This window comes from Streptomyces sp. NPDC054765 (assembly GCF_053612065.1).
The window spans coordinates 60,870-73,182 of the sequence record NZ_JBSHBP010000015.1 but is presented as its reverse complement, the minus strand read 5'-3'; the positions used below and the strand labels follow the sequence as shown (position 1 = coordinate 73,182).

Annotated in this window: 10 protein-coding genes; 6 read left to right on the top strand and 4 right to left on the bottom strand. The window is 73.4% G+C overall.

What is annotated here, in order from left to right:
* Positions 1-165: 165 nt before the first annotated feature.
* The 4 genes from ACWGJY_RS12645 to ACWGJY_RS12630 all read left to right on the top strand — a co-directional run bounded on the left by ACWGJY_RS12645 (position 166) and on the right by ACWGJY_RS12630 (position 4,700).
* On the top strand, positions 166-1,821 hold the full coding sequence (locus ACWGJY_RS12645) for an FAD-binding dehydrogenase (RefSeq protein WP_453260781.1): 1,656 nt from the start codon (positions 166-168) through the stop codon (positions 1,819-1,821).
* A 363-nt stretch (positions 1,822-2,184) separates the two neighbouring features.
* The gene (locus tag ACWGJY_RS12640) at positions 2,185-3,198 is read left to right on the top strand and encodes a tetratricopeptide repeat protein (RefSeq protein ID WP_453260780.1); all 1,014 of its coding nucleotides are present in this window, start codon (positions 2,185-2,187) and stop codon (positions 3,196-3,198) included.
* A gap of 52 nt (positions 3,199-3,250) precedes the next feature.
* On the top strand, positions 3,251-4,003 hold the full coding sequence (locus ACWGJY_RS12635; protein WP_453260779.1) for a molybdopterin-dependent oxidoreductase: 753 nt from the start codon (positions 3,251-3,253) through the stop codon (positions 4,001-4,003).
* Positions 3,987-4,700, top strand: coding sequence for a cytochrome b/b6 domain-containing protein (locus tag ACWGJY_RS12630; RefSeq protein ID WP_453260778.1), 714 nt, complete (start codon positions 3,987-3,989; stop codon positions 4,698-4,700). Before ACWGJY_RS12635 ends, ACWGJY_RS12630 begins: the two co-directional genes overlap by 17 nt.
* Positions 4,701-5,022: 322 nt before the next feature.
* Here ACWGJY_RS12630 and ACWGJY_RS12625 read toward each other — a convergent pair whose 3' ends face one another.
* The 3 genes from ACWGJY_RS12625 to ACWGJY_RS12615 all read right to left on the bottom strand — a co-directional run bounded on the left by ACWGJY_RS12625 (position 5,023) and on the right by ACWGJY_RS12615 (position 7,585).
* A complete protein-coding gene (locus ACWGJY_RS12625) occupies positions 5,023-6,216 on the bottom strand; it encodes a sensor histidine kinase (RefSeq protein WP_453260777.1) in 1,194 nt (397 codons plus the stop codon).
* Positions 6,213-7,016 carry a response regulator transcription factor gene (locus ACWGJY_RS12620; RefSeq protein WP_453260776.1) on the bottom strand — a complete coding sequence of 268 codons (804 nt, stop codon included), beginning with the start codon at positions 7,014-7,016 and terminating at the stop codon, positions 6,213-6,215. Before ACWGJY_RS12620 ends, ACWGJY_RS12625 begins: the two co-directional genes overlap by 4 nt.
* Positions 7,017-7,183: 167 nt before the next feature.
* A complete protein-coding gene (locus ACWGJY_RS12615; protein ID WP_453260775.1) occupies positions 7,184-7,585 on the bottom strand; it encodes a (2Fe-2S) ferredoxin domain-containing protein in 402 nt (133 codons plus the stop codon).
* Between the two features lie 255 nt (positions 7,586-7,840).
* On the opposite strand from ACWGJY_RS12615, the gene ACWGJY_RS12610 reads away from it, so the two are divergent.
* Both ACWGJY_RS12610 and ACWGJY_RS12605 read left to right on the top strand, forming a co-directional pair.
* Positions 7,841-9,301, top strand: coding sequence for a cytochrome P450 (locus ACWGJY_RS12610; protein ID WP_453260774.1), 1,461 nt, complete (start codon positions 7,841-7,843; stop codon positions 9,299-9,301).
* 346 nt (positions 9,302-9,647) lie between these two features.
* Complete coding sequence (locus tag ACWGJY_RS12605) at positions 9,648-11,282, top strand: ABC-F family ATP-binding cassette domain-containing protein (protein ID WP_453260773.1); 1,635 nt, start codon at positions 9,648-9,650, stop codon at positions 11,280-11,282.
* 261 nt (positions 11,283-11,543) lie between these two features.
* Here the strand turns inward: ACWGJY_RS12605 and ACWGJY_RS12600 are convergent, their stop codons facing one another.
* On the bottom strand, positions 11,544-12,218 hold the full coding sequence (locus ACWGJY_RS12600; RefSeq protein ID WP_453260772.1) for an HAD family hydrolase: 675 nt from the start codon (positions 12,216-12,218) through the stop codon (positions 11,544-11,546).
* Between the last annotated feature and the right edge of the window lie 95 nt (positions 12,219-12,313).

The following is a 12,313-nucleotide window of genomic DNA, read 5'->3' as shown; positions in this document are numbered from 1 at the left end:
TCATCCGGCGGCGGGCGTGGGGTGGCCCTCGTCACCCACCATTCTCCTGCGCGCCCTGGTGTACCGCGCGGTAATCACATGGTTGACGCGGCAGTCGGGTGCGCTGAGGATCATTCCACCCGGCGGCCGGGGCGCCCGGTGTGCCCCGTTGAGGAGAAGGCTGAGATGGCGTACGACGCTGATGTGATCGTGATCGGAGCGGGGCTCGCGGGCCTGGCGGCCACCGCGGAGCTGGTGGACGCCGGACGGAAGGTGATCCTCCTCGATCAAGAGCCCGGACAGTCCCTCGGCGGACAGGCCCACTGGTCCTTCGGCGGTCTCTTCCTGGTGGACTCCCCCGAGCAGCGTCGGCTGCGGATCCGCGACAGCCATGAGCTGGCCTGGCAGGACTGGCTGGGCACGGCCGGCTTCGACCGGCCCGAGGACCACTGGCCGCGCAAATGGGCGGAGGCCTACGTCGATTTCGCGGCCGGCGAGAAGCGCTCCTGGCTGCACCGGCAGGGCGTACGGTTCTTCCCCGTCGTCGGCTGGGCCGAGCGCGGCGGCTATGACGCGACCGGGCACGGCAACTCCGTCCCCCGCTTCCACATCACCTGGGGCACCGGGCCCGGCCTGGTCGCCCCGTTCGCCCGCCGGGTGCGGGCCGGCGCCGCCCGTGGCCTGGTGGAGCTGCGCTTCCGCCACCGGGTGACCGGGCTGTCGCGCACCGCGGGGAGCGTGGACACCGTCAGCGGCGAGATCCTGGAGCCCTCGGACGCCGAGCGCGGCAGGCCCAGCAGCCGTGAGGTGGCCGGCGCCTTCGAGCTCAAGGCCCAGGCGGTGATCGTCACCTCCGGCGGGATCGGCGGCAACCACGAGCTGGTGCGCGCCAACTGGCCCGAGCGGCTCGGCAGGCCCCCGCGACGGATGCTGTCCGGGGTGCCCGCGCACGTGGACGGCAAGATGCTGGGCATCACCGAGGCGGCCGGCGGCCGGATCATCAACCGCGACCGGATGTGGCACTACACCGAGGGCATCGACAACTGGAACCCCGTCTGGCCGCTGCACGGCATCCGGATCCTGTCCGGCCCGTCCCCGCTGTGGCTGGATGCCCGCGGCAAGCGGCTGCCGGTGCCGCTGTTCCCCGGCTTCGACACCCTCGGCACGCTCGAACACATCATGCGGACCGGGCACGACCACACCTGGTTCGTACTCACCCGGAAGGTCATCGAGAAGGAGTTCACCCTCTCCGGCTCCGAACAGAACCCCGATCTGACCGGCAAGAGCGTCCGCGGGGTGCTCGGCCGGGCCAGGGCGGGCGCGCCGGGCCCGGTGCAGGCGTTCATGGACCACGGCGCGGACTTCATCGTCGAGCATGCGCTGACCGATCTGGTGCGCCGGATGAACGAGCTGACCGAGGAGCCGCTGATAGCCGAGGACGCGCTGCGCGACGCGATCGTGGCCCGGGACCGGGAGATCGCGCACTCCTTCACCAAGGACCTCCAGGTGACCGCGATACGCGGGGCCCGCACCTACCTCGGCGACCGCCTGATCCGCACTGCCGCCCCGCACCGGCTGCTCGACCCCAAGGCCGGACCGCTGATCGCCGTACGGCTGAACATCCTCACCCGGAAGACGCTCGGCGGTCTGGAGACCGATCTCTCCTCGCGGGTGCTGACCGACGGTGGCGCGCCCCTGCCCGGCGTGTACGCGGCGGGCGAGGCGGCCGGGTTCGGCGGCGGCGGGGTGCACGGCTACCGCTCGCTGGAGGGCACCTTCCTCGGCGGCTGCCTCTTCTCCGGGCGGACGGCGGGATGGGCGGCGGCGCGAGCGGTGTCCTGACGGGCCGGGGCAGGGAGGGGCTGGACGGCAGGAGGGACGGAGAGGCCGGAGGGGGAGAGGCCGGACGGACGGAGAGGCCGGAGGGGACAGAAGGCGGCGCGACGGGTCTCCCGGAGCGTCACACCCGGCCGAGTTCCGGTGTGCGCCCACTCAATTCCGCAATGCGGAAGGAGGGTTGGCGGATCCGGCCATTCCCTTTCCCGTCTTGACGCAGAGCTCTACGTACCGCTTTGCTGTGCGTGATGACTGGTGTGGACCAAGCCATCACCCTCTGTAGAGGCGCGCGCGGATCCGGTCCCTCCCGCCGAGGACGACTCGATGCGGTGAGACGGCCGGTGCGGCGCGCCATGGAGCCCCTGACCCGTGATTTCGATTTCCCCTTCGCCACCGCCGTCACCACCCATCGGACGCGCCCGCTGTCCGGGTGCCCCGGTCCTCGCCCCGGCCCTGGGCGACACCCAACTGGCCATCGCCGCCGATGCGTTGGCGCTCGGCCAATGGGGCAGGGCGCGTACCCTGCTCGCCGGGACCGGCGAGGACTGGGACCTGCGCGGCCACCGATTAACCGTTCTGGCCACCTGTCCGGGCAGCGCCGTCCGGGCGGGCGACTGGCAGCTCACCGAACCGGACAGCGGCGACGCCGCCACCCTCCTGGCCCTCGCCACCGTCCATCTCGCTCTGCGCGGCGAGAGCTCCGCCGAGGCCGCCGCCGAGGCCTGCGCCACCGCCGCCCGGATGCTGCCCGACGACCCCACCCCCTGGCTCGGCGCGCTGATCCTCGCCCGCCGCACCGGCACCCCGGACGAACGGACGCACGCCTTCCACCAGGTGCGCGCCCGCCACCGCGACCACCATCACGCCCACCACCTCATGACGGCGTCCCTCGCCGAGCAGCTGCCGGGCGTCACCGTCGACCCGCGGCACCCGGCCCATGTCTTCGCGGCCCGCGCCGCGGAACGCGCCCCCGCCGACTCCCCGCTCGCGCTCCTGCCCGTCGTGGCGCACACCGAGCGCCACCGCGTACTGGCCGCGGCCGGCCTGGCGCCACCCGACCCCGCGGACTGGCTCCACTGGTCCACCCGGCGGGCCCGGCAGATCCTGCAGACCGCCGTCGACTGGTGGCTGGAATGGGAGGGCGAAGACCACCCCCGCCGCACGATCGACCTCAACTTTCTCGCCCATGCCACGTTCCACCACGGGAGGATGGCCGAGGCCGCCGCGCTCTTCCAGCGCATCGGCCCGCACCCCACGCGCGCACCGTGGTCGTACCCGGGCGGCGACGCCGAAGCCGCCTTCCGGGCCGCACGGGCCACCGCGCTCCGCCGGGCCGGGGACGCCGCCGCCCCGTGGCCCGTGGCGCTGATGACGAAAGTCTGACGCCGGGGCCCGGACACTGGCCCCGGCGCCCACGGGGTGTTCGAATCGGAGGGTGACCAAGGACGTGAACCCGGCCCGTGCGGCGGGCGGCGGCGAGGACGGGCGCGGGACCCCGGTGGGCCGCCGTGTGGTGCTCGGCATGCTCGCCGCCGGTGCGGCCGGCGTCGCCACGGCCCCCTTCCTGCAGCGCGCCTACGACAGCACCCTCGGCGCCGCAGCGCAGCAGGACCCCACCGGCCTGACCGGTCTGCTCCCGGGCGGCGGCGGCTTCCGCTACTACTCCGTGACCGGCTCCGTACCGGACAAGGACGAGCGCACCTACCGCCTCACGGTCGACGGCCTGGTCCGCCACCGCGCCGGCTACCGCCTCGCCGACCTGCGCCGGCTGCCACAGACCCGGCTCGTCCGCGATGTCCAGTGCGTCACCGGCTGGCGGGTGCCCGGCACCCCGTTCGAGGGCGTACGCCTGTCCACCCTCCTCGACGCCGCGGGCGTCCGCCCCGAGGCCAAGGCCGTCCGCTTCACCTGTTTCGACGGGGCCTACAGCGAATCCCTCACCCTCGAACAGGCCCGCCGCGACGACGTCCTGGTCGCCCTGCGGATGCAGGACAAGCCGCTCGGCCACGCCCACGGTGGTCCGGTGCGCCTCTACGTCGCGCCCATGTACTTCTACAAGTCGGCGAAGTGGCTGTCCGGGATCACCGTCACCGACCACGTCCAGCCCGGATACTGGGAGAACCTCGGATATGACGTCGACGCCTGGGTCGGCCGGTCGAACGGACGCGACGATGCCCCGACGACCTGAGAGCCGGTACGGGTCCACCACCACGGCGCGCCCCCGTGTCCCCCGCTTCACCCCCGCCGAGCACCGGGTGCACCGCGCCACCGCCACCTTGATGGCCGTCTGTGTCCTCACCGCGGGCTGCCTCTACCTCCCCTTCCTCGCCGAACTCGTCGGCCGCCGCCATCTGATGGTCACCGTCCACGAGTGGTCCGGCATCCTGCTGCCCGTCCCCCTGCTGCTGGGCCTCGGCTCCCGCGCCCTGCGCGCCGACCTCACCCGCCTCAACCGCTACGGCCCGCACGACCGCCAGTGGCTGCGCGCCGCCCTGCGCCGCCGAGGGGGCCGCCCGGCCGGCAAGTTCAACGCCGGCCAGAAGCTCTACGCCGCCTGGATCGCCGGCGCGGTCCTGGTGATGCTCGGCACCGGCCTGCTGATGTGGTTCACCGGTCTCGCCCCCCTGGTCTGGCGCACCGGCGCGACCTTCGTCCACGACTGGCTCGCGCTCGCCGTGATCATCGTGATCGCGGGCCATGTCTGGAAGGCGTTCGGCGATCCCGAGTCACGCCGCGGTCTGCGCACCGGCTCCGTCGACGCGGGCTGGGCCAGGCGCGAGCATCCGCTGTGGGTGCACGGGAACGGGATCGGGATCGGGAACAGGATCGGGAACGGGAACGGTGACCGGGCCGAGGGCGGAAACCGGGGCCAGGGCGACGCTTAGCGGCTCCCCGGGGGCGGCTGTCGCCGCGGCCGGGAGCCGTCGTCCCGCGCGACACTCGGCCGTGGATCTGCCACCACGCCGCATACCCTCGACGAAGGGACCGCGACGAGCGCACCGCACACCTGGAGTGGTGGGCCAACCGCTCCCCTTGCCGGGCACGCGTCCCCGTCAGGATCGTTCCGGCGGCCGGCAACGGCACCCGGAACGCCGCGGTGTCGCCGCCACTCGCCCACGATGCGAGTACCGCCGGGTGGTGAGCCCTTGACACGGGCGTCCGGGGGAGCGGATGCGCCGCCGCCCGCTGATGCCGGGCGCCCGTACGTCACGCCGTCGGCGGCTCCGTGTGCTGCTCGGGGCGCGGTTCCCCCTGTGCTTCCCCCTGTGCTTCCCCCTGGACTTCCGCCGACGGCAGTTCGACCTCGAAGCGGCAGCCGGACCCGGCATTGCGTACCGTCGCCCGGCCCTCATGGGCCTCCATGATGCCGCGGACGATCGCCAGCCCCAGCCCGGCGCCGCCCTTGCCGTCCGCGCGCGGGGTGCGTGCCGCACCGCCGCGCCAGCCGGTGTCGAAGACCCGTGCCAGATCCTCCGGCGGGATGCCGCCGCAGCCGTCCTCGACCGCGAGCACCACCCGGCCCGCCTCGTGCCGCGCGCTGACCGCGACGGTGCCGTCGGCCGGCGTCGCACGGATCGCGTTGACCAGCAGATTGCCCAGTACGCGGGTGATCTGCTGGGCGTCCACCCGGACCGGCAGCGGGACCACCCCGCCGTCCACCAGCCGCACCCCGCTCGCCCGCGCCAGCGGCCGGGCACCCGCGAGGGCATCGTCCACCAGGTCGTACACCGACACCCGCGACAGCGTCAGGGCCAGCGCCCCGGCCTGGATGCGGGACAGTTCGAAGAGGTCGTCGACCATCGCGGCCAGCCGGTCCACCTCGATCCGCATCCGTGCGTGGTAGCGCGCGGTGTCCTCGGCGACCCCGTCCTCCAGCGCCTCGGCCATCGCCCGCAGCCCGGCGAGCGGGGTGCGCAGATCGTGCGAGATCCCGGCGATCAGATCACGCCGGGAGGCATCGAGCGCCCGCTCCCGCTCCCGTGCCTCGGCCAGCCGCCCGCTGGTCTCCTCCAAGGCCCGGGACAGCGCGGCCAGTTCGGCGGTGGGCGGCTCGGCGGGCGCCACGAAGCCGCCCTCGCTGCCGACCGTACGGGCCGAGCGCGCCAGCTCCCGGCTGCCCGCCGCGATCCGCCGTCCGAAGAGCAGCGCGGCCGCCAGCGACACCACCCCGGAGACGGCCACCACGGCCATCACCACGCCCAGGTCGTGCCCGGACAGAAACATCGCCTGGGCGACCGCCACCGTCCCCGCCGCCATCGCGGCCACCGCCAGCGCCGCCACCGCGAACAGCGACAGCGCGACCGAGCGCCGCCGCAGCACCCGTACCGCGGGCGCGGCGAGCAGCCCCGCCAGCGCCGCACCGAGCGCCGCCAGCGCCACGATCACCAGAAACTCCGTCATGCGCGCGGCTCGCCGCCCAGCAGGGGCCAGGCCACCGGCGGCTCCTCGTTCTCCGTGGGGTCGAAGCGGTAGCCCGCGCCCCAGACCGTCGTCACCAGCCGTGGCGCCGCCGGATCCTCCTCGATCTTCTCGCGCAGCCGCCGCACATGCACGGTCACCGTGGACAGATCGCCGAACTCCCAGCCCCAGACGCGGTGCAGCAGCTCCTCCCGGGAGAAGACCTGCCCGGGGTGGCGCATCAGGAAGACCAGCAGGTCGAACTCCCGGGCGGTCAGGGACAGTTCCCGTCCGCCGCGGTCGGCGCGCCGGCCGCCGGGGTCGGCACTGAGATCCCCGGCCCGCAGTACGGAGGAGGTCGCCGCGGCCGGCGGCGCGGACTCCGCCCGGCGCAGCACCGAGCCGATCCGCAGCACCAGCTCCCGCGGGCTGAACGGCTTGGTCACATAGTCGTCCGCGCCCAGCTCCAGCCCGAGGATGCGGTCCGCCTCCTCACCGCGGGCCGTCAGCATCACCACCGGGACCGCGGGGCCGTCGTCGGCACGGCGCAGCCGGCGGCACACTTCCAGTCCGTCGATGCCCGGCAGCATCAGATCGAGCACGACGAGATGCGGACGGAACTCCGCGGCCCGGTCCAGGGCGGCGAAACCGTCGGCGGCGTGCTCGGTGGTGTAGCCGGCGCGGGAGAGATAGCCGGTGACCACCTCGGCGACGGTCGGATCGTCCTCGACGACCAGGACACGGCGCGGCGGCCCGTTCAGCGGAGCGGGCGGGGGCGCGGAGGGCGGCGTGGCGCGGTGCACGGGGTCAGCGTGCCCTTTCCGGGAGATACGTCATGGCCCCAGCCAACACCACTGCGCACGGTGGCGGGCGGCCCGCTTCGCTGCCGTAAGACTCCGGTAACCGGCGGCGGTGTTCTTGGGGCGGTGACCTGGGCGGACATGCCGGGGCGCGGGGGTGCCCCGACGTCTCAGCCCGCCAGCCCCTCCTGTACCCGCCGTGACACCTTGATCGCATACAGGTCGAGCACGCCCGGCGGCTCCGCGAGACCGGGACCGCCGGCCCGGATCCAGGCGGCGATGTCCGCCAGCGCGTCGTCGTCGTTGACCAGACCCAGCCAGACGGGGCGTCCGCCGGCCGCCCGGCCCGCGGCCGACGGCTGGACGACCACCACATTGGCCTGGTCACAGACGTCGAGACACTCCGACGCCCGGACCGGCGCCGCGCCGTCGAGCGCCGCGCGCAACCTCGGTATCTGCCCGGCGTGGTCGACACCCGGGATCTTGGCCGCGTCGCCGCAGCAGCAGCCGCGGCACACGGTGATCCGGCAGGGGGCCGCGGAGGCTGCCCGTCCGGCAGGCTTGCTGATCATCCGGTTCATGCTACGGGGGCCGGTACGGGGCACGACGCGGGGACCGGCGCCGGGCACGACGCGGGAGCTGGCGCCGAGTACGACGAGGGAGCCGACGCCGAGTACGACGCGAGAGCCGGCGAACCCGGGCCCATGGGTGAGCACCCCGGGCCCATGGGTGAGCAACTCGGGCCCATGGGTGAGCAACTCGGGCCCACGGGTGAGCACCCCGGGCATGCGGGGTAGGAACCCGGGCCCGCGGGATAGACATCCGGCATGTTCCCCACCGAGTCCCACCCCCACCCCGACTCCCACCCCCACCCCCACCCCCATCCCGGTCCCGGACCGGTGAGCGAGATACCCGGCCCGGCCGGTCTCCCCGTGCTCGGCTCGATGCTCGACCTCCGGCGCGACTCCCTCGGCACGTTCTTGAACGCCCGGCGTGCGCACGGCGATGTGATCCGCCTGGCGGCCGGACCGCCCGGTCTGCGCAGCGTGTTCCACGCGGTCTTCGCGCCCGAGGGCGTGCAGCAGGTCCTCGCCTCCCAGGGCGCCAACTTCCGTAAGGACCACCCGCTCTACGAGGAGGTCCGGCAGGCCTTCGGCAACGGCCTGCTCACCAGCCAGGACACCGACTACCTCAGGCAGCGGCGGCTGGTGCAGCCGCTGTTCACCAAGCGCCGGGTCGACGGCTACGCGGCGGCCGTGGCGACCGAGGCCGGCACGCTCGCCGACCGCTGGCGCACGGCCGAGGGGAACACCGTCGACCTGGTCCCCGAGATGAACCGGCTGGCGCTGCGCACCGTCGCCCGGATCCTGTTCGGCCTCGACGCGGCGGCGGCCGAGGACGCCTTCCACCGGTGCGCCCCGGTCATCAACGCCTATGTCGTGCGGCGTGCCTATGCCCCCGTCAAGGTCCCGCGCGGGTGGCCCACCCCCGGCAACCTCCGGGCGCGGGCCGCCACCGAGGAGCTGAACGCGCTGTGCGACCGCATCATCGCGGACCGGCAGGCGGCGCGCGGGAGCGCCGGAGTGGCGGCGGACGGGGGCGACGACCTGCTCTCCCTGCTGGCCGCGGCCGGCAACGACGAGGACGGCTCGCTCGACGCGACCGAGGTCCGCGAACAGGTCCTGATCTTCCTCCTGGCGGGGCACGAGACCACCGCGACCTCCCTCGCCTTCACCCTCCATCTCCTCGCCCGGCACCCCGAGGAGCAGGCCCGGGTCCGCGAGGAGATCGGCCGGGTGCTGGGGGACCGCACCCCCACGGCCGCCGACCTGGACCGTCTGCCGTATCTGACGCAGGCACTCAAGGAGTCCATGCGGCTGTATCCGGCGGCGCCGGTCGTCAGCCGCCGGGCCGTGGCCGCAACGGAGATCGGCGGTTTCCGCATTCCGGCCGGCGCCGATGTGGTCGTCGCGCCCTGGGTCACCCACCGCCATCCGGAGCTGTGGGAGGACCCGGAACGCTTCGATCCGCGGCGCTTCGCACCCGAGCGGGAGGCGGAACGGCACCGCTATGCGTGGTTCCCGTTCGGCGGCGGGCCGCGCGCCTGCATCGGGCAGCACTTCTCGATGCTGGAGTCCGTGCTGGCGCTGGCGGTGCTGCTGCGTGCGTACGAAGTCGAGGCCGTGGACAAGGAGGTGCCGGTCGCCGCCGGTATCACCCTCCAGGCGACCGGCCCGGCCCGCGTGCGTCTGCGCCCGCGCGACGGAGCGGGGGAGCAGGGGGAGTAGGGGGAGTGGAGCGGGGGAGCAGGAGGCCCGGGGGACGCGCACCGCACCGCGGGAACTCAAACGCAACGAAAATAGCGTTTGCGTTTGGGTGGCGTCCCCCGTATCGTCGGTCTCGGTCCCATTGCCGCCGATCGGAGAAGGCCGTTGCTCGTCTGAGGTCCTTGAGACACCGCGCCCGCGACGGTGATCCGCCCTGCGCTTCCGGTATCCGGAGCGGCGAATCATGCCTCGCGCGGCCCGTCCGCGACCTCGGCGTACCTACGGCGTACCCGACCACCCCGGCGTTCCGCTGACGCGGTGTCTCCCTGCGCATCCCCGCACTCTCACCCGCGCCCAGGAGACCCTTGTGTCCAAGTCATCCAGCTCCGCGTCCTCCGCGTCCTCCGCGGCCATCGTCTGCACCGGCCTCGGTTTCACCTGGCCCGACGGCAGCCCCGTCCTGGAGAACTTCCCGCTGGCCGTCGGCCCCGGCCGGACGGGCCTCATCGGCCTCAACGGGGCCGGAAAATCCACCCTGTTGAAGCTGATCGCCGGCGAACTCGCCCCGACCGCGGGAAGCATCAAGGTCGCCGGCGAGGTCGGCTACCTCCCCCAGCACGCCCCGCTCGACAACCGGCTGCGGGTCGACGAAGCGCTCGGCATCGCCGCGACACGCGCCGCCCTGCACGCCATCGAGGGCGGCGACGCGAGCGAGGAGCACTTCACCGCCGTCGGCGACGACTGGGACGTCGAGGAGCGCGCCCGCGCCACCCTCGACCAGCTCGGACTGCCCGGCCTCGGTCTCGACCGCACCATCGGCGAGGTGTCCGGTGGCGAGTCCGTCCTGCTGCGGCTGGCGGCCCTGCTGCTGCGCCGGCCGGACGTCCTGCTGCTCGACGAGCCCACCAACAACCTCGATGGGGCGGCCCGGCAGCGGCTGTATGCCGCGGTCACCGGCTGGACCGGGGTGCTCGTGGTGGTCAGCCACGACCGGGAACTCCTCGCACTCGTCGACCGGATCGCCGACCTCCGCGACGGCGAGATCCACTGGTACGGCGGCAACTTCAGCGCCTACGAACACGCCCTGGCCGTCGAACAGGAAGCGGCCGAGCGGATGGTGCGGTCCGCCGAGGCCGACGTACAACGCCAGAAGCGTGAACTCGCCGACGCACACGTCAAGCTGGCCCGCCGGGTCCGCTACGGCAACAAGATGAACGCCACCAAGCGCGAGCCGAAGATTGTCATGAACGAGCGCAAGAGGGAGGCCCAGGTATCCGCCGGCAAGCACCGCATCCTGCACACCGAACGCCTCAAGGAGGCCAAGGAGCGCCTCGACGAGGCGGCCGAAGCGGTCCGGGACGACGACGAGATCCGCATCGACCTGCCGCACACCGCCGTGCCGCCGGGCCGCACCGTCCTGACCCTGCGCGCCCTGCAGGCCCGTTACGGCGCCCGCGCCGACCTGGAGGTGCGCGGCCCCGAACGGATCGCGCTGACCGGCCGCAACGGATCCGGCAAGACCACCCTGCTGCGGACCGTCGCCGGTGAGATCCCGCCGCGGGACGGCGCGGCGCAGACCCATGTCCCCTACCGCTTCCTCCCGCAGCGGCTGGAGGTCCTCGATCCCGCGCTGAGCGTGGTCGACAACGTCGCCCGTTTCGCTCCGGACGCCACCAACAACCGCATCCGGGCCCGGCTCGCCCGCTTCCTGTTCAAAGGGGCCCGCGCCGACCAACTGGCCGGCACGCTCTCCGGCGGCGAACGCTTCCGCGCCTCGCTCGCCGCGCTGATGCTGGCCGAGCCCGCCCCGCAGCTGCTGATGCTCGACGAGCCGACGAACAACCTCGACATCGCGTCGGTCCGCCGGCTCGTCACGGCCCTGGAGTCCTACGAGGGCGCACTCCTCGTCGTCAGCCACGATCCGACGTTCCTCCGGGACATCGGCATCACCCGGTGGCTCGCGCTGGAGGACGGTGAACTGACCGGCATCGCACCGCTGTAGACGGCCCGGGGCGGGGGTTAGCCCCCCGCCCCGCCGCCCGTGAACGCGGCGGTCAGCCCGGCGGACGGGACGTGGAAGAGCGGCCCTGAACCCGGGCCTGCGCACCGAACGGCTCCAGCGTCGCCGCACCGCAGTCCCAGGTCCCCGGCTCATCCCTGGCCCCCGTGCTCCGGCGCGTCAACAGCACCCACCCGGAGCCGTCATGACACACAAACACACAGGGCACCTTGGGTCCCACCGCAGTCACCTCCCTCAGCTCTCTCAGAAGTGCCGCAGCAACTCGCCGAACGCCGGCAGCCGCAGCACCTTCTCGTCCGCGGGGTCGAGATCGCCGTGCTCCAGGACCCAGGTGTGGTCGTTCGGGATGAACACCGCGTTCAGGCCGGCGGAACGGGCCGGCAGGATGTCCGACCTGGGGGAGTTCCCGATCATCCACGCCGAGGCCGGCACCAGGTCGTAGGCGCGGGTCAGCTCCTCGTAGGTGGCGGTGTTCTTCTCCGCCACGATGTGGACGTCACGGAAGTACCGGCCGAGCCCGGAGGCCGCCACCTTCCGCTGCTGCTCCGCGGTGTCGCCCTTGGTCAGCAGCAGCAGATCGTGCCGCCGGGCCAGCTCGGCCAGGGTCTCGGCCACTTCGGGGAGCAGCTCCACCGTGTCCTTGTCGAAGGCCGCCGCCCACCCGGAGATCCGCGCCGACTCCTCGGCCGTCGCGGCCCGTCCCCGCAGCCGCGCCACGCACTCGCCGAGGCTGTGCAGAAACACCGTGCTGCCGTATCCGAGGGTCACCGCGTTCGCCGCCTCGATCCCGTCGAGGACCGCCCGCACCCCGGTCCGGTCGAGCCCGGGACGGGCCATCCACTCCACGAACTCGTCGATGACCCGCTCGAAGACCACGTTGTTCTCCCACAACGTGTCATCCGCATCGAAGATCAGCATCCGCCCGCCCAGCCCCTCTCCCCCTCCACCGACCTGCGCACCCTACGCAGGCCCGGGGGCCGTCCGCACCGGAAATTCCGTGCGGAGGGGGAGCC